This is a genomic window from Larkinella sp. C7, assembly GCF_006149005.1.
Taxonomy (GTDB): Bacteria; Bacteroidota; Bacteroidia; order Cytophagales; family Spirosomataceae; genus Larkinella.
Genome location: NZ_VBSL01000004.1, coordinates 464,010 through 481,150 on the forward strand (window position 1 = coordinate 464,010; position 17,141 = coordinate 481,150).

The following is a 17,141-nucleotide window of genomic DNA, read 5'->3' on the forward strand; positions in this document are numbered from 1 at the left end:
ACACTGAAATGTAACAAATCAGGCTGGATTTTTGTTCACGGGCCTGGGCAGTAGTATTTTCCGCGAGAGACGGTATTTTCCGGTTTTTTTGTCGACTTCAATCAACTTCACCCGTACCTCTTCACCCACTTCGAGTACGCCATCCATGGTTTCCAGACGATCCCACTTGATCTCGGAAATGTGCAATAACCCATCTTTACCCGGCAGGAACTCAACGAACGCGCCGAATGGCATGATGGTTTTTACTTTTCCATCGTAAATTTCGCCCACTTCAGGAACGGTAACGATGCCCCGAATCCGGGAAACCGCTTTGTCCATGCCGACCTGGTTGGTCGAGAAGATGTTGACATAACCGGCATTGTCTTTTTCTTCGATGACAATCGTCGTACCGGATTCTTTCTGAATTTCCTGTACCACTTTACCGCCTGGCCCGATTACGGCGCCAATAAACTCGCGGTCGATCTTGATGGTAATCGCGCGGGGAGCGTGGGGTTTCAGTTCTGGTCGGGGAGCCGTCAAAGACTTGTTCATTTCGCCCAGAATGTGCAGACGACCGGCTTTGGCCTGATGCAGAGCCTCGGTCAGCACTTCATACGACAAACCGTCGACTTTAATATCCATCTGGCAAGCGGTAATACCGGCTTCGGTACCCGTAACCTTGAAGTCCATATCACCCAGGTGATCTTCGTCGCCCAGGATGTCGGACAGAACAGCGTATTTACCGGCATTGTCCGTGATCAATCCCATCGCAATCCCGGCCACCGGTGCTTTGATTTTCACCCCGGCATCCATCAGCGCCAGCGTTCCGGCACACACCGTGGCCATCGATGACGAACCGTTGGATTCCAGAATGTCGGAAACGATCCGGATCGTATACGGATTGTCGGCTTCCGGCGGCAATACTTTCTTCAACGCGCGGTGCGCCAGGTTTCCGTGACCGATTTCCCGGCGACCTGCGCCCCGGTTCGGTTTCACTTCACCCGTCGAGAAGCCCGGGAAGTTGTAGTGCAGCAGGAATTTGGAATAGCCTTGCAGCATCGCCTGATCGACAATCTGCTCGTCCATTTTCGTACCGAGCGTCACCGTGGTCAGCGATTGGGTTTCACCGCGGGTAAACACCGCTGAACCGTGGGCCGAAGGCAGGTAATCGACTTCGGTCGTAATCTGACGGATTTCGTCCAGCTTCCGACCGTCCAGACGATAGCGCTCGTCGAGCACCAACCGGCGGGAGGCTTCCCACTGCACATCGTGAAAATAGGTTTTCGCCAGTGACAATTTAAAGCCATCGACGTCGCCGTCCGGGAAAAGGATATTTTTGAATTCGTCGAAAACCGCTTTGAACGATTCGCTGCGAACTTTCTTATTTTTATTCGCCTGCAGGGCCACCGCGTAAACCTTGTCGTAACACTGCTGGTGAACCAACTGACGGAGTTCTTCGTCGTGTGTTTCGTGGCTGTAGACCCGCTTCTCCTGTTTGCCAACGGCGGCTTCCAGTTCTTTCTGAGCGGCACACTGCAACTTGATGACTTCGTGAGCGGCTTTGATGGCCTCAACCACTTCTTCTTCCGAACACTCGTTCATCTGGCCTTCGACCATACAAACGTCTTTCGCCGTAGCGGCTACGATCAGATCGAGCGTTGCCCGTTCCAGATCGGAGGTTTTGGGGTTAATCTGGTACGCACCGTCGATTTTGGCCACCCGCACTTCGGAAATCGGCCCGTTGAAGGGAATGTCCGAAACCGCCAGAGCGGACGATGCCGCCAAAGCCGCCAGCGCATCCGGCAATACTTCGGCATCCGCCGAGATCAGCGTGATCATGACCTGCGTATCGGCGTGGTAATCTTCAGGAAAAATGGGGCGCAGGGCGCGGTCGACCAGGCGGCTGATCAATACTTCGTGATCGCCCAACCGGCCTTCCCGGCGCTGAAAGCTACCCGGAATGCGACCGGAAGCCGCGAATTTTTCCTGATAATCAACGGAAAGGGGCAGGAAATCTGCGCCTTCTTTTCCTTCTTTATTCGATACCACTGTTGCCAGCAACATGGTATCGCCCAACCGAACGACTACGGCACCATCGGCCTGACGGGCGAGCTTGCCCGTTTCGATGGTGATGGTACGTCCGTCTGGAAGGTTAATGGATTGCGTGATGATTTGTGACATACTTTAGAGAATAATACACGACTGCCGCTTTATAAACCGATTGTTTCTACTGAAAGACCGCAACTATACTAAACTTACTCGCAGACCGCTTCGTCGGACCATCCGAACGTAAAAAAATCTAAAAAACAGCGTAAATACGAAACGTGAAACATGAAATCAGGGAACCGGTTTGACGGGTTCCCTGATGCAAAGAAGGAATTACTTCCGGAGACCTAATTCGACAATGATGGCCCGGTAACGACTAATATCTTTTTTAATCAGATAATCCAGCAACCGACGGCGCTTTCCTACCAGTTTCAGCAGGCCAAGCCGGGTGCCATAATCGTGTTTGTGCTTTTTCAGATGCTCTGTCAGGTGGTTAATCCGGAATGTGAACAGTGCAATCTGAGATTCAGCCGACCCAGAGTCTTCCGCAGTTCTGTTGAACCCCTGAGCAGCAAAGATTTCTTGCTTTTTCTCGGTATTTAAATACATCGTCAGATAGCTAATAGTAATGAAAAAATGAATGAAACGCAAAAGTACGATTTTATTTCTTATCTGCTGAAAAACCGGTGCAGAATATTTCAGGCCACCCGGGTTTCCCGGCGGCTCGTGCGCCAGTTGAGATACCGCTTTTTCAGCCGCTCAAAGGCGATGACGTAGACATCCTTATCAAACAGCCGGGAATCGTTTCGGGCCTGTTTCATGAGGTAAAGCCCGACCGGCAGCAAAATCGCATTCGCCATCCAGGCCCCGGCCGGTACCCAGATCAGTCCGTCTTTGGCGTATTTATCGCCCGTCAGGGTCAGCACATACAACAGAATGAAGAAGATAATCGACACCAGCACCGGAATACCAAACCCGCCTTTTTTGATAATCGCCCCCAGGGGTGCTCCGATCAGAAACATGATGAAACACGAAATGGCCTGGGTAAACTTGTGGTGGCTCTCCAGTTCATACCGATTGACGGTTTTGCCTTTCTCTTTTAGGTACGTCTGGTTCGATTCGGCATAGGAAAGCATGTTGCGGGCCTGCGACAAGGCCATTTCGTTGGTTTCGCCCTGAATTCGGGCCTCCACGGGCCGCGCCAGCAGCGAATCGATCCACTTGCCGGCCTTCACCACGGGCGGCACCGGCGTGTTGGGGTTGGTAACAATGACGGGTTGCGGCTGCTTGAACTGGTAACTGTAGTATTGCCGGGAAGTCGTCGCCGTACCGGCCAAACTGGCTTTCAGTTCCTTCTTCAAAGAATCGGTCAGCGTGGCCAGTTCGGTCAGATTTTTCATGTACTCGTGGTACTCGAACTGTTGTTCGTCCGTCCGTTTCAACCCGTACGAATCCAGGCTGATCCGCAGTTTGTAATGCTGAAACCCGTTCCGCAGAAACTTGGCCAGTTGATTGGGCGAACCGTTGCTGGCGTAGGAAACGCTGCTCGTATTATCGGTATATTCGGTGTAATCGTTGCCGTTATACAGCTCAAAAATCAGGTATTGCTTGTCGGGCGTGGTAAACATGCGCCCCGAATCCGCCAGAATAATTTCGCGGTTTCCGGTTTCCATGCCGTTTTCCTGGTGTTTGTAAATCACCATGCCGCGCAGGGTTTCGCCGTCCTTCTTGTCGGCTTTAATGCTGTAACCCGGCAGATCGTTGTAAAAAATCCCTTCTTTGATGCTCAGCGTAGCCTTCGACGATTTGATGTCCCACAACAGACTGTAGCCTTTGAGATTGGCCCAGGGCGCGACTTTGTTGTTGAACCAGAAAGAGAAAATGGCAATGCCGGTGGCAACGATCAGCAGGGGGCGCATAGCCCGGGTCAGGGAAATACCGGCGCTTTTCAAGGCCGTCAGTTCAAAGAATTCACCGAGGTTCCCGTAGGTCATCAAAGACGACAGCAGCACCGCCAGCGGCAGGGCAATGGGAATGGTGATGAGGCTGAAATAGAAGAGGATTTTGGCAAAAACCTGCAATTCAACATCCTTCGATACAAACTGGTCGATGTAAAACATCATCAGACGCATCAGAAAGATAAACACGACTACACAAAGCGTCAATACGAACGGCCCCCAAAATGACTTCAGTATGAGCTTGTCAATTTTTTTCATTGGCAATCAGCTTCCCACGATTTCTTTTAACTTATCGATTAAACTGTTCCAAAGGGATTTAAGTTCGTCGGGGTCGGTGTTGGAAGAGTAGTCGGTGATGCGTAGAAACGTCGACTGGGTCAGTTCACTGACATCCACCCGGAAGTCGATGTAGGTATGTTCGCCGGTTGCCGTATCGTTGCCATTCAAAAACTCGAACCGAACGCTTTTATTTTGACGCATGGAAACCTGTTTGGCGGGATGACTCTCGTTGTCCCAGTAAAAATCGAACTGATGATCCGGCCGGACATTTACTTTCGATGCAAACCACTGAGAGAGGCCCGAAGCCGTGCTGATATAGGGAAAAAGGACCTTTGGAGATGCCCGCAGCTCGTATTCCGCAATAAATTTATAGTTTTCCATATCAGTGATTTTTAATAGGTAATGTGGCAAAGTTAGCAGAATTTTAACACGAGACTTAAAAAGGTTTGTTGGAGGAGATGTTTTTTTTCTTACTTTTGTGGCACGAAAAATCTGGCGGGGTAGCTCAGTTGGTTAGAGCACAGGATTCATAACCCTGAGGTCACGAGTTCAACTCTCGTCCCCGCTACGAAAAGCAAAACCGCCTGAAGGGGCGGTTTTTTGCGTTTAACGTAGTCAGTGCAGAATCTCGTATACCAGTTGCTTCAGGATGGCGCCTTCGTTCAGGGATGGCGCGTCGATGCCTTTCGATAACGCATCGGCCTGGCGAATGGAATGAATGATCCCGGCCACTTTCCACAGCGGGTAGGCCCGGGCCGTTTGCAAGTAATCCTTCACAAAAAAGGTGTGAACGCCCAACAGGGTTGACAAGTTTTTTTCGGATTGGTCGCGGGAGGCCTGTACCATCAATACTTTCGTAAAAAACTGGTACAGAATGATCAGCATCGGCGGCAATGGATTGTCTTTCGGATTCCGGCCGAAATAATCGGCAATCCGGTTGGCTTTCAGCACATCCCGCAACGTGAGGGCTTTTTGCAGTTCAAACACGTTGTATTCCTTGCTGATGCCGACGAGCCGCTCCACAGTGTCGGCGCTGATTTCTTCACCGACTTTCAGGTTGATCATGATTTTGTCGATCTCACTGGCCAGCCGTTTCAGGTCGTTGCCAATGTAGTCGAACAGCATCTGGATGGCTTTCAGGCTGATTTTTACATTCTGCTGGCGGCAATAGTCCCCAATCCAGTCCGGCACTTTGTTGTCGTAGAGTTTTTTGGAATTCAGCAGAACGCCTTTCTGGCCGATGGCTTTGGCGAGGGCCTTGCGTTCGTCGTAGGGGCCGGTATGGCACAAAACCAGAATCGTGGAAGCCAGCGGTGATTTGGCGTAGTCTTCCAGCAACGACTGGCTGGCTTTTTCGTTCAAACCGCCCAGTTGCTGGGCTTCTTTCACCAGCACCAACTGCCGGTCGGCCATGAACGGATACCGCCGGGCCAGGTTGATCACCGCCCCTACCTGGGTGTCCTTGCCAAAAACCGTAAATTGATTCAAGCCCTTTTCGTGCTCGGGAACCGCTACTTTTTCGATTTCATCCGCAATCAGATCCACAAAATACGTTTCGTCACCGTGCAGCAAATACAGGGGAGCAAAGTTCTTCTTCCGAACGTCTTTCAGAATCTGGTCAATAGCCGGGGTCATAACGGTGTAATATATACGTAATAAAACAAGAAAGGAAACACTCACAAAACCGGCGGGTTCATCAGCTGAAAATCACGCACATGTTGCTGCAATTCAGGAAAAAACCGGTGGAAGTGTTCCTCAAAACTATCGTAATTATCATTCAAATCTTCAATGGCGGTATCCAGATTCGACGGAAAAGCCGTGCGCCGGGCCATTCCTTTCAGGCTCCGGTCGATGCCTTCCAGAAACTGATAATTGGTCAGCCAATCGTGCTGCATCATGTAACCGGCCATGCGCCAGGCGGCATCGGGCAACTGAGTCCGGTGGTTTTTCAGAAACTGGTAAAAAGCCGGCACAAATTCGGTTAACGAGCGGCCGGAAATAGCGGTGAAGTGAACCGCCAGAAAATGATCGAGAAACACATCGATGGCCGCTCCTGCGTATTTATGGCAGCGGGGCCGAACCAGAATCCGCATTTCCTCCACCAGAGGGTGTTGATCCGTAAACTGATCGATCTGGCGGTGGAGCCAGATGCCGCGCTGCACCGCCGTCGATAACCCATGCCGGGGATGACCGGGATTTCCCTTGATGAAATCCGCAATAAAATTGCCGATCAACAGCCCCTCATCATCGCCGGAAAGGTACGCATGTGCTAATATATTCATCGATCAGACCGCCTACAGATGCGGGTCGCCCTGCGCAAGCACAGTTTCAAACCCCGCTGTAGGCTGGTATTGGACGGTTTCTACGCCGAATTTACGCAAAAACTCGACACCCTCGTCGGTCGGAATGCCTTTGTATTGCGCGTAGGAGTGCAGAAAAACCACCTTGGCAATTTTCATACTGAAGATAATCCGCGCACAGGCGATGCAGGGCGACAACGTAACGTAGATGGTTGCGCCTTCGATCACCGCACCGTTTTTGGCCGCGTACAAAATCGCGTTTTGCTCGGCATGAAGTGCCAGTGAACAGCTTCCTTTCGAGTCGCGCGGACAGCCGACCTCCGGAAATTCTTCGTCGCAATTGTGCGTTCCCGACGGTGGGCCGTTGTAGCCAATGGAAATAATCCGGGTTTCTTTCGTCAACACCGCGCCCACCTGCGCCTTGATGCAGTGCGACCGCTTCGAAAGATTGACGGCCAGTTCCATGAAAATATCGTCAAACCGGGGCTTGCTCATCAAACTTGGTTTATAGTAGATCGATTTGCCGGGAACACTGATTGAACGGATTAAACAGATTTTATCCGTTCAATCCGCTTAATCCGTTCAATCAGTGTTCCTATCCAACCATAAACTTAAAACTATTTACCCGCTTGTCAAGCCGCGTTTTCCATTTCCAGTCGCAGTTTTTTGGAAACCAACCAATCTGGTTTATGGGTAATAACCCTGGCCTTCAATTCGTTGAGCATCGAATACAGACCAAAATACGTCCGGTTGATGTACAAACCGTGTTGCGAGCCACGGGCCACTTTCGAGTTTTTCAGTTCTTCTACCTGGGCCAGTTCTTCGGCAAACGCATACACGGTATCGAAATAGGAATTATCCCCAAAATCGAAGGTCTGTTTCTCAAACGGTTTTCCGAGCAAGACGATCATTTTCTTAAACAGATCGACAAAAAAGGCCTGCTCTTTCGGCGAATCTTCGGGAACGATAAACTCCAGGTTGCGGAAGGTTTCCAGGGTGGCTTCCTCATCGTCGAGCATGTCGAAGTTGATCAACCGGAAGTAATTGTCGTAAAAAAACTCGGAAATGACTTTCACACAGCCGAAGTCGATGACACCCATCGTGCCGTCGGCGCGCATCAGGAAGTTACCGGGGTGCGGATCGGCGTGAACCTGCTTGAGGTCGTGAATCTGGAAGTTGTAAAAATCCCACAATGCCTGCCCGATGCGGTCCCGGATTTCCTGCGACGGATTCGTTTTCAGAAAATCCTTCATGTGAAAACCGTCCAGCCAGTCCATCGTTAAAATGCGTTTGCTCGACAGATCGGGGTAATATTTCGGGAAAACGAGGTTCGGAATCGACGCACACTGCTCCGAAATGTACATCGAGCGTTTCAGTTCGAGTTCGTAGTCGGTCTCTTCCAGCAATTTGGACTCTACCTCCCCCATGTATCGGTTGATGTCCTTCTCGTTCAGGTTCAGCAGCCGGATCGCCAGCGGTTTGGCAATCCGCAGATCAGAACTAACGCTGTCGGCTACGCCCGGATACTGCACCTTCACCGCCAGTTTCCGATCATCTTTCCAGGCCAGATGCACCTGCCCGATGGATGCCGCATTGACCGCTTCCATCTCGAACCGGTCATAAATTTGCTGGGGCGATTTCCCGAAATACGTTCGGAACATCTTGACCACCAGCGGTCCCGACAAGGGCGGAGCCGAATACTGCGACATGGCAAACTGGTCGACGTACGCCCGTGGCAGGATGTTGCGGTCCATGCTCAGCATCTGCGCCATTTTCAGCGCACTGCCTTTCAGTTCACTCAGGGCGTTGTAAATGTCCGTCGCATTGTCCTGATGCAGTTCCTCCTTCGTCAGGCTGGGATCGAGCAACTTTTTCCCGTAATGCTTCAAATAATTCCCGCCGACTTTTACACCCGCTTTTACAAACTGGCTGGCCCGGGCAACTTTGGTGGTCGGGATATGGTTTTGCGTTTTCATGGCTGGAAATGATGGAGTATGAATGATGAACGATGATGAATGGTTTGTCAGATTCATTCATCGTTCATCATTCATACTCCATCATTTATTTTGATAAATGAACTTCGCCAGGTCGAACAACGAATCCAGCGGGGAGCGGCCGATCAAATCGAAGGCGGTGTTGACCGATTTTTCGATGGCGGTATCGGTTTTCTCAAAATTCTTGCTGACGTCGTTGACCCAGAAATGCAGGATAAACAGGGTTTGGGTCCACAGCCCGTCGGCGTAGCGATCGGACAGAAACGGCCGGGGTTCGACCTCCTTGCTTTCGCGCCCTTCGGCCAGTAAATCCCGGACGTAATCGTAGTAGGCGTCCTTGAAGAGTTGCAGGACGCGGGCCGACGGTTTTCCCATCCGGGCTTTCGCCATGGGCGACAGATTGGTGGTGGACGGGCGCAGTTGGTTGTAACTAAACACCACAAAACTGCGCTGCGCTTTCAACACCTCCACCCAGGTATAATAGAACGCGAGGAGCTTTTCACGGACCGAATACGTCTGGTAAATTGGATCGGACTCGACAGTTTGCTGGGCCTGTTTGAAGAAGGCCAGCCAGACATCCGCTTCAATCGACTCGAACGAAGTGTACTCCTCATAGAAGTCCGCTTCTGAAATTTTCAGCTTCTTCGCAAATTGAAAAACGCTCGGTGGTGGGGTTCCGTTTTCAAGCACATAGTCGGTATAGGCTTTACGGATTTTTTCCAGTTTTTCCATACCTGACGAACGCAGTGTACAGCAAAAAAGTTTAGCTTTTCATGTTCACAAATTGCAAAGATATTTCCAGCTCTGCCCGGCGCAACATGCCGATGACAGCTTGCAGATCGTCGATTTTTTTACTGGTCACCCGCACCTGATCATCCATGGCCTGGGCGGTCAGTTTCGGAAAGCTTTCCTTGATCAATTTCAGGATTTTGCGCTGCTGGTCTTTGTCGAGTCCCTGCCGGACTTTGAGCTCGTGCCGCAGGCGGTTTCCCGACTGGTGGGGCTCAGCGGTAAAATCCAGACTCCGCCCGTCGACCCCTTGTTTGATCACCCGGGTCAGCAGAATATCCTCCACCGATTTCAGGCTCATGTCGTTGTCGGTATCGATCTTCACCGTGAAATCCTTCTTATTGAGTTCCACGCTGGTTTTGCTGTTTCGCAAGTCATACCGGTTCGCTATCTCCTTGATTGCGACATTGATAGCGTTGTCTAACGTTTGCAAATCAACTTTACTGACTATATCGAAAGAGGCCATACTACATCGGGTTGGTGATGAATTGGGAAACAAATGGTTTCACAAAAGTAAGCGGTTTTCCGGGCCGAAGCACACATTCCGCCCGGAAAACCACCTTGCGGTGACCAAACTATTCCCGCCCTGTTGTAGCTTTGGGTGCTAATTCATCCTGAAATGATGCAAAAAAGAACCGTTCTGATTACCGGCAGCACCAGTGGCATCGGGCATTCCATCGCCACGGCTTTTGCCCAGCAGGGCTATAACCTGATTTTAAACGGCTTGGAAGCCAACGGCCCCCAACTGGCCGAAACGATGGCGGCAGAATTCAACATCGACGCGGTATTTGATCCGGCCAACATGCTGGACCCGGCCGCCCTGCGGGCGATGGTCAGCCGGGCCGGGGAAAAATTTGGAGGCATCGACGTGCTGGTCAACAACGCCGGGATTCAGTACGTCTCGCCGATCGATGCGTTTCCGGAAGACCGTTGGGATGCCATTCTCGGCGTGAACCTGACTTCCGCCTTCCACCTGACCAAAGCCGTGTGGCCGTTCATGAAACAGCAGCAATTCGGCCGCATCATCAACATCGCTTCGGCCCACGGTCTGGTGGCGTCCGAATTCAAAAGTGCCTACGTAGCTGCTAAACACGGGTTGGTTGGCTTCACCAAAACCATCGCCCTCGAAGGTGCCCCCTGCGGCATTACCGCCAACGCCATCTGCCCCGGCTACGTCAAAACCGCCCTGGTGGACCAACAGATTGCCGATCAGGCCCGAACCCACCAGCTATCGGAAAAGGACGTAATCGAAAAGGTATTGCTGGCGAAACAGGCTCTCAAACAGTTCATCCCCGCCGAAACCATTGCCGCGCTTTGCCTGTTTCTGGCGTCAGAAAGTGCGGCCACCATAACCGGGGCGGCTCTGCCCATCGACGGCGGCTGGACGGCACAGTGATGGGACGGCGTTGCTCGTTCCTCAATGCACCTTGTGCAGGAATTACTTAAGAAAAAGTCACTATTATTTGCTTGTCTATACAAGCTGTTTTATTTTTGGGATTGATCTATCAATCAAGACTTTCCCGTGAAAAAAATCATTTACTTTTTCGTTTTAGTGGTTACATTTTTACCAAAATCCGGCTTTACCCAATGTGCGCCCCCAGCCCCTTCCTGTTCGGGTTGTGTGGCCTTAACCACCGGCAATCAAACACTGGCCAGCGGCACCTATTGCATCACCACTGCTATTTCGAACCTGACCATTCCCAGCGGAGCCGTTGTCTGCATGAGTGGCGGTTCACTCACCAATTCCAACCTGAACGGCGGCACCTTACTCTATACTGCCGGAAGCCTGTCCAATCTCAACTCCAATTCGGGGGACATCCGGGTGCAGGGTACCCTTTCCAACCCCTCGAATACCAGTTTTAACAATGTCCGGGTGATCGTTGAAAACGGCGGGGTGCTGAACATGACCTCGCTGGACATCAACAGCAGCCTGGTGGTCGATGGTGGCACGGTCAATGTAACGAACCTGACGCGGGTCAACGGCAATGGCAGCATTTGTCTGGCCAACATGGGCCAGATTCACACCCAGTATTTTCAGAATAACGGCACCAACCGGACCACCGCCCAGACCACCAAAGGCTGCCTGTCGATTGCTCAGCCCCAGAACGGGCAGACTTTTCTGAACAATCCCCTGACCACTTCCCCGGATGTGCTGGTCTGTCTCCCCGGCACTTTTACGCCCTCCAACCTGGGTTCGGCTACGGTGACGACCAACTGCACGGGTTGTGCCAACGCCATGCCCGTCACCTACGCCTACTTCCGCGCCCAGCCATTGGAAACCGGGGTTCGGCTGGAGTGGCAGACGTCCAACGAATTGAATCACCGGTTTTTTATCGTTGAACGATCCCTGAACGCTCTCGATTTTTCACCCGTCAGTGGCGAGGTCATCGACCCGTTTGGAACGCAAAATGGCCGAAAAGTCTACCGGCACACCGATTTTGGCGCCTTGTCCGAAACCTATTATTACCGTCTGAAACAGGTCGATGCGGATGGAACGGTGGCGTATTCGAAAATCCTGTCCGTCATCCTCGGGAACCAAGCTACCGCAGTCCGTGTGTTCCCAAATCCCGTGATCAATCAGTTGACCGTCGGGTTTCAAACCGCCGAAACCGGCATCATCGACATCGAGGTGGCCGACCTCAGCGGAAAACAATGGCTCAGCCAGAGTGGGAACAAAACCGAAAAAAACCACAACGAGACGCTTCAGGTGCAGTCGCTGCCCAAAGGATTGTATCTGGTCACCATCCGGCTGGGCAACCAGTATTTTATCCGGAAAGTGTTGAAATAATCCTCAAAAAGTTGCCAGGTACGCGCCCTGCTGACGAACCGAATGACACGGAATGCCCAGTTTTCGGGCCTCGGCCAGCAACCGGTCCGTCAACGGGGTTTTGTTTGAATCGTCGAAAATCAAATGCCGGGCGGCCACCCGACCTTTCAGCTGGCTCCAGGATTGCAACGCATTCCGGCTGATGATGACATAATCGATCACGGCCGGCAATCGCCAGCCATTCCGGGCAGGCAGCCGGTTGATGATCAGAACGCTTTTCCCCTGCCAGTTTACCAGCGTGATGGCCCGGTTCTGAAACAGCGGCAATCCGGGGTTCGTTTGACCCGGTTGCGCATACGTGATTCGATCGACGCCCAGACTGTCCCAGGTATTCCGGATGTAAAACGTCACTTCCCGGCTTTTATCCGACAGCGAATCCCGGCTCAGCAAAACCGCCCTGTTGCCCTCCACAAAACTGATCGCCGACTGGTGCGGCACAAAATGAACCAGCAGCAACCGCTGTTTTTTTCGATTCAGGGTGGTCATCCCAACCGACCCGGTCAGCAAAACCGCACTGATTGCCAGCCACCAGCCGAATCGTTTTTCTCGGAACAGCAGCAATGCCGCCCCGAAGAAGATGATGGCATACAAAAGCCCCAGTTCAAACCCGCTGGCCATGAGCGGTTTCAGGATGGAGTGCGGCAACCGCTCCGTCTGGATGATGCACTGGTTCAGGAGCCACATTGCCCCAAACAGTGCTTTCCCGACCAGCAAACCCAGATATGGAATCCAGCCCAGAACCAGCAAACCCATCGCCAGAATCAAAACCAGGGACGAAACCGGAATCACCAGCGGATTGGCTAGCCAGAAGTAGGTGGGAAACTGGTGGAAATAATACACGCCCAGGGGAAAAGTGACCACTTGCGCCACCAGCGACATGGCCGTCACTTTCCACAGCTTGTCGGTTAGCCAGTGTCGGAATGTCAGGCTTTGATACAGGCTTTCGTACCAGAGCGTCAATCCGCCAACGGCCAGGTATGACAACTGAAAACCGGCTGTCGTTAGGGCGTAAGGATCAAGCAGTAAAATCAGAAAAGCGGAAGCCGCCAGCGTATTCAGAGGGTTGTTGGCGCGGCCCAATGTTTGGCCGATGAGCAGCAAGGTAAACATATACGCCGACCGCAAAACCGGGGCGGAAAAACCGGTCATCAAGGCGTAAAACCAGAGCAAGCCCAGCATGACCACCGCAAAGACGTATTTCCCACCCTTTCGGCGCTTCACAAAACCCAGCACAAAGCTGACCGCAGCAAACAAAACGCCCACGTGCAGCCCCGAAACGGACAGGATATGCACGGCTCCGGCCGCCGAATAAGCTTGCTGCAACTCGGGGTCAATGCCGTCGCGAACGCCCAGAATCATCGCCTTTACAATGGCAAATTCCTGCCCGCTTCCCAGATGACTGGTAAACACGCTGTCGGCCCATGCATTAATTTTATATGCTTGTGCAGTCAATTGATTTGAAGGACGATAGCCCAGAACAGCTCGATCATTCGGTCGTAAATACTGCTGGTGGTAAATCCCCCGGTGGGCCAGGTGCCGTTTGTAATTAAACTCGCCGGGATTCAGGGGTGGGTCAATCGTCCGGGGTTCCCCCCGAACCAGCCAGACATCGCCGTAGCGCGGTTTTTGAGCCACGGTTTTATCGATGTAGACGATGAGACGTCCGGTTGCCGGTTGCCAGGTGCGGTCGGTCAACACCTTCCGTACGTCCAGTTCCAGGCGAAAGGTTTTGGTGCGGTTTTCGGCCTGTGAGCCCACCACGGCTTCATACGCCCGAATGGGTCGGCGAAGGTGAACCAGATTCGCAGGGTCGTTCATCGGGGCATGAAACGAAGTCACCAGCCAGCCGATGGCGCTCAGGGTCAGCCAACCGGCCATGCCTTTGAGGACGGCACGGGGTCTGTCTTTCACGAAAGCAAGGATTCCCAAACTCAGGAAGCCGAGCAGCAGCAAGCCGGTGACGAGCCGGAGCGAATCCGGAAAAAACAGACAGGCGGTTATTCCGCTCATCAGTGCCACGAGGTAGCGAACGAACGGGAAGGCGTTCCAGCGCAGCATCAGGCCGGAAAGGACGAAGCGGGCAGCACCATTTTGTAATGCTGAATACCGCATTCTTCAAACATCGGACCGACGGCTTTGAACCCAAACTTGGCGTACAGCGGCATGGCCGTTAGCTGGGCATTCAGATAAATCGACTCGATGGGTTCCGGCTGCTGACTCAACACATCGTCGAGCACCGTCCGAACCAATGCCTGACCGACGCCCTTGCCCCGAAAAGGCGCCAGAACGGCAAACCGCTCCAGCTTTACACCGTTAGACGTCGTACGCCAGCGGGCGGCTCCGCAGGGTGTACCGTCGCAGAAAGCCAGAAAATGGCGGCTGCTCGTTTCAAATTCATCATACTCATCTTCCGCCCGAACGTGCTGTTCTTTGACAAACACAGCCTCTCGAATGGCAAAAACTTGCTGCATTTCAGCCGGACGGATAACCTGAATCACTTCAATCATACGGCAGGAAAGTTAGTCGGTTTACGATTTCCAGTTTTCGGTGCTGTTCCCCGCCGGGGCTGACGCATTCTTAAAATATCGAATCATAAATACCGAATATGGAATACCGAAGAGACAGGCGTCAGTTCCGGCGGGGAACCACACCGAAAACCGTAAACCCTGATTAACGAATCAGCAACCTTTTGGACGCCGTTTCTTTATCGGTATGTACTTTTACAAAATAAACACCCCGGGCCAGCGTATCCAATGGCAGGCTGATCGAAGAACTCGGATAATCGGTATAATTCTGGGTGCGGACAATCCGCCCCGACAAATCGGTGATGTCGATCTGGAACGATTGAAAACCGGTGAACAATACCTCCAGCGTCGATTGCTTCTGCGCGGGATTTGGAAAAACATTCACCGTCAGCGATTCGGTTTGGGGTAGCGGGTCTGCCGACCGGACCACCCGCTGCCGCCGGGGGCTGGCTTCGATCACCGCCCGCATCCGGGTTCGCTGGTCCTGGGTGAACAGATTCATGCAGGCATCGGGCGTATAATCAAGGTAGTTTTCGATCTGGTTGCGGGTGCGGGTGCCGTTGCAGGTAGAAAACCGCTCGGCGCAGGCCGTCGTCTGGTTGGCACTTTCAGTCGGAGGGGTGTCGTTGCAGTAATCCGTTCCGCACACCGCATCCCCCCAGGTATGAATCAGTCCCAGCCAGTGCCCCACTTCGTGCGTGGTGGTCCGGCCATACCGGTAGGTTGGGCTGGTAACCGCCCCGATGTCGCTGCCAAAATACCGGTAATCGATAATCACGCCATCCGTCAGTTCATTTTCCAGGGATGAGAGACCGTCGATGCCTTCCGCTTCCGGAAACTGGGCGTACCCCAGGTAATCGTTTCGCAGGGTCGTTACCCAGATATTCAGGTATTGATCACTGGGCCAATAGGCAATCTGCGACAACTGAACGTCATCACCACTGGAACCGTCGTAGATGTTAAAGCTCGTTTTTTGGGTATAATGCCGGGTAATACCGGAGGTTTGAAGCCCATCGGGGTCGGTGCGGGCCAGAAAAAACTCAATGCCGGTGTCAGCCCCAATCGGGTTGGTGTTGAAGCCCCGGGTGTCGGCCATCCGGCGGTAATCTTCGTTCAGGACCCGGATCTGGGAAGCAATCTGCTCGTCGGAAATATTGGAGTTGTTGGCTCCGCCCACAAAACCGGACGAATTGGTATGGACCACATGCACCACCACCGGAATCCGGTAAACAACCTCTCCCACCCGGGCTTTTGCAGGCTCTTCAGTTCGCTGCCGAATGAGGTCTTCAATCTTTTCGTTAAGCTTCAGGCGTTTGGTCAGCCGCTGCGCATCACGCCGTTGTAAAGTTTCTTCACGTACATCGATGCCACAGCGTTGCGGAGTCACGGGCGTTTGCGCCCGTAACTCCGTTAGACCGATGCTGAGTAGGAATCCCAGCGTAGCTAAAAGTTGCCTATTTTTCAGCCCGTTCATACGCGGTGATGATTTCTTTAACCAAGCGGTGACGCACCACATCGCTGCCATCCAGTTCTACAAAGCCGATTCCTTTGATATCTTTCAGTAATTCAACGGCTTCAATCAGCCCGGAGCGCTGGTTTTTGGGTAAGTCGATCTGGGAACGGTCGCCGGTAATGATCGCTTTGGAACTTGGCCCCATCCGCGTCAGAAACATCTTCATCTGCATCGGCGTCGTGTTTTGCGCTTCGTCCAGCAGGATGAAGGCGTGGTTGAGCGTTCGTCCCCGCATATACGCCAGCGGAGCGATTTCAATGGTGCGGCTTTCGATGTAGAGTTTCAGTTTTTCGGCGGGAATCATATCGTCCAGCGCGTCGTAGATCGGGCGGAGATACGGATCGATTTTTTCTTTCAGATCGCCGGGCAAAAAGCCCAGGTTCTCGCCCGCTTCCACGGCCGGACGCGTGATGATGATTTTCCGAACTTCCTTGTTTTTCAGGGCGCGCACGGCGATGGCCACGGCGGTATAGGTTTTCCCGGTTCCGGCCGGGCCTACTGCAAACACCAGATCGTATTTCTCAGACACATCCACCAACCGCTGCTGGTTGGCGGTTTTGGCCCGAACAATCACGCCTTTGGTGCCATACACCAGCACGTTGTCGTCGGTTTGGGGCAGCGCAACCGGCTCGCGTTCGTTGTTTTTGAGAAAGCTGCGAACGTTCTCATGGGTCAGTTTGCCGTATTTCTGGTAATGCTCGATCAGCGAGTCCAGAATGTCGGTAATGCGCGTAATCTCCGGGGTCGTCCCTTTAATACGGATTTCGTTCCCGCGGGAAATAATTTTGCTCATCGGAAAGGCGGCTGCTACCTCTTTGATGTTGTTGTTTTCAACTCCCAAAAAGTCGATGAGCGATACATTGTCAAGGGTGATTACTTTTTCTACCAAATCTCCGTTCATATTTTCAGTGTGACCGATTCCTTATTTTCC

The 17,141-nt window shown here is 52.5% G+C and carries 16 protein-coding genes and 1 tRNA gene; 3 read left to right on the forward strand and 14 right to left on the reverse strand.

The features are described from left to right. Nucleotides 1-18 precede the first annotated feature (18 nt). From pnp to FH871_RS12900, 4 genes are all read right to left on the reverse strand, one after another. The gene (gene pnp / locus FH871_RS12885; RefSeq protein ID WP_114406603.1) at nucleotides 19-2,160 is read right to left on the reverse strand and encodes a polyribonucleotide nucleotidyltransferase; all 2,142 of its coding nucleotides are present in this window, start codon (nucleotides 2,158-2,160) and stop codon (nucleotides 19-21) included. A 198-nt stretch (nucleotides 2,161-2,358) separates the two neighbouring features. After that, complete coding sequence (gene rpsO / locus FH871_RS12890; RefSeq protein ID WP_114406728.1) at nucleotides 2,359-2,634, reverse strand: 30S ribosomal protein S15; 276 nt, start codon at nucleotides 2,632-2,634, stop codon at nucleotides 2,359-2,361. An 89-nt stretch (nucleotides 2,635-2,723) separates the two neighbouring features. Next, a complete protein-coding gene (locus FH871_RS12895) occupies nucleotides 2,724-4,241 on the reverse strand; it encodes an LptF/LptG family permease (RefSeq protein ID WP_138991832.1) in 1,518 nt (505 codons plus the stop codon). Nucleotides 4,242-4,247: 6 nt separating this feature from the next. After that, entirely contained in the window at nucleotides 4,248-4,643 is a 396-nt protein-coding gene (locus FH871_RS12900; protein WP_138991833.1) for an START-like domain-containing protein, read from the reverse strand. A 113-nt stretch (nucleotides 4,644-4,756) separates the two neighbouring features. On the opposite strand from FH871_RS12900, the gene FH871_RS12905 reads away from it, so the two are divergent. Then, nucleotides 4,757-4,830, forward strand: a tRNA-Met gene (locus FH871_RS12905). Nucleotides 4,831-4,877: 47 nt separating this feature from the next. On the opposite strand, the gene holA is transcribed toward FH871_RS12905, so the two are convergent. The 6 genes from holA to FH871_RS12935 form a co-directional block, all read right to left on the reverse strand. Continuing rightward, nucleotides 4,878-5,897, reverse strand: a complete 1,020-nt coding sequence (gene holA / locus FH871_RS12910) for a DNA polymerase III subunit delta (RefSeq protein WP_138991834.1) — start codon at nucleotides 5,895-5,897, stop codon at nucleotides 4,878-4,880. 41 nt (nucleotides 5,898-5,938) lie between these two features. Next, nucleotides 5,939-6,544, reverse strand: a complete 606-nt coding sequence (locus tag FH871_RS12915) for an ACP phosphodiesterase (RefSeq protein WP_138991835.1) — start codon at nucleotides 6,542-6,544, stop codon at nucleotides 5,939-5,941. A gap of 12 nt (nucleotides 6,545-6,556) precedes the next feature. Further along, nucleotides 6,557-7,057, reverse strand: coding sequence for a dCMP deaminase family protein (locus FH871_RS12920; protein WP_114406598.1), 501 nt, complete (start codon nucleotides 7,055-7,057; stop codon nucleotides 6,557-6,559). A 137-nt stretch (nucleotides 7,058-7,194) separates the two neighbouring features. Further along, nucleotides 7,195-8,538 carry an AarF/ABC1/UbiB kinase family protein gene (locus FH871_RS12925; protein WP_138991836.1) on the reverse strand — a complete coding sequence of 448 codons (1,344 nt, stop codon included), beginning with the start codon at nucleotides 8,536-8,538 and terminating at the stop codon, nucleotides 7,195-7,197. Nucleotides 8,539-8,619: 81 nt separating this feature from the next. Then, nucleotides 8,620-9,288: a TetR family transcriptional regulator C-terminal domain-containing protein gene (locus tag FH871_RS12930; RefSeq protein WP_138991837.1), complete on the reverse strand. Its 669-nt coding sequence runs from the start codon at nucleotides 9,286-9,288 to the stop codon at nucleotides 8,620-8,622. A 31-nt stretch (nucleotides 9,289-9,319) separates the two neighbouring features. Then, nucleotides 9,320-9,811: a YajQ family cyclic di-GMP-binding protein gene (locus FH871_RS12935; RefSeq protein ID WP_138991838.1), complete on the reverse strand. Its 492-nt coding sequence runs from the start codon at nucleotides 9,809-9,811 to the stop codon at nucleotides 9,320-9,322. A 153-nt stretch (nucleotides 9,812-9,964) separates the two neighbouring features. On the opposite strand from FH871_RS12935, the gene FH871_RS12940 reads away from it, so the two are divergent. Then, a complete protein-coding gene (locus FH871_RS12940; RefSeq protein ID WP_138991839.1) occupies nucleotides 9,965-10,741 on the forward strand; it encodes a 3-hydroxybutyrate dehydrogenase in 777 nt (258 codons plus the stop codon). A 126-nt stretch (nucleotides 10,742-10,867) separates the two neighbouring features. Continuing rightward, complete coding sequence (locus FH871_RS12945; RefSeq protein ID WP_138991840.1) at nucleotides 10,868-12,133, forward strand: T9SS type A sorting domain-containing protein; 1,266 nt, start codon at nucleotides 10,868-10,870, stop codon at nucleotides 12,131-12,133. Between the two features lie 3 nt (nucleotides 12,134-12,136). Here FH871_RS12945 and FH871_RS12950 read toward each other — a convergent pair whose 3' ends face one another. The 4 genes from FH871_RS12950 to FH871_RS12965 form a co-directional block, all read right to left on the reverse strand. Next, entirely contained in the window at nucleotides 12,137-14,284 is a 2,148-nt protein-coding gene (locus tag FH871_RS12950; RefSeq protein ID WP_229317266.1) for a ComEC/Rec2 family competence protein, read from the reverse strand. Then, complete coding sequence (locus FH871_RS12955) at nucleotides 14,230-14,679, reverse strand: GNAT family N-acetyltransferase (RefSeq protein WP_138991841.1); 450 nt, start codon at nucleotides 14,677-14,679, stop codon at nucleotides 14,230-14,232. The genes FH871_RS12950 and FH871_RS12955 overlap by 55 nt, the downstream gene beginning before the upstream one ends. Nucleotides 14,680-14,842: 163 nt before the next feature. Further along, nucleotides 14,843-16,171 (reverse strand): M43 family zinc metalloprotease, encoded by a 1,329-nt coding sequence (locus FH871_RS12960; protein WP_171062835.1) that lies wholly within the window; start codon nucleotides 16,169-16,171, stop codon nucleotides 14,843-14,845. Then, nucleotides 16,152-17,099, reverse strand: a complete 948-nt coding sequence (locus FH871_RS12965; RefSeq protein ID WP_138992012.1) for a PhoH family protein — start codon at nucleotides 17,097-17,099, stop codon at nucleotides 16,152-16,154. Before FH871_RS12965 ends, FH871_RS12960 begins: the two co-directional genes overlap by 20 nt. Between the last annotated feature and the right edge of the window lie 42 nt (nucleotides 17,100-17,141).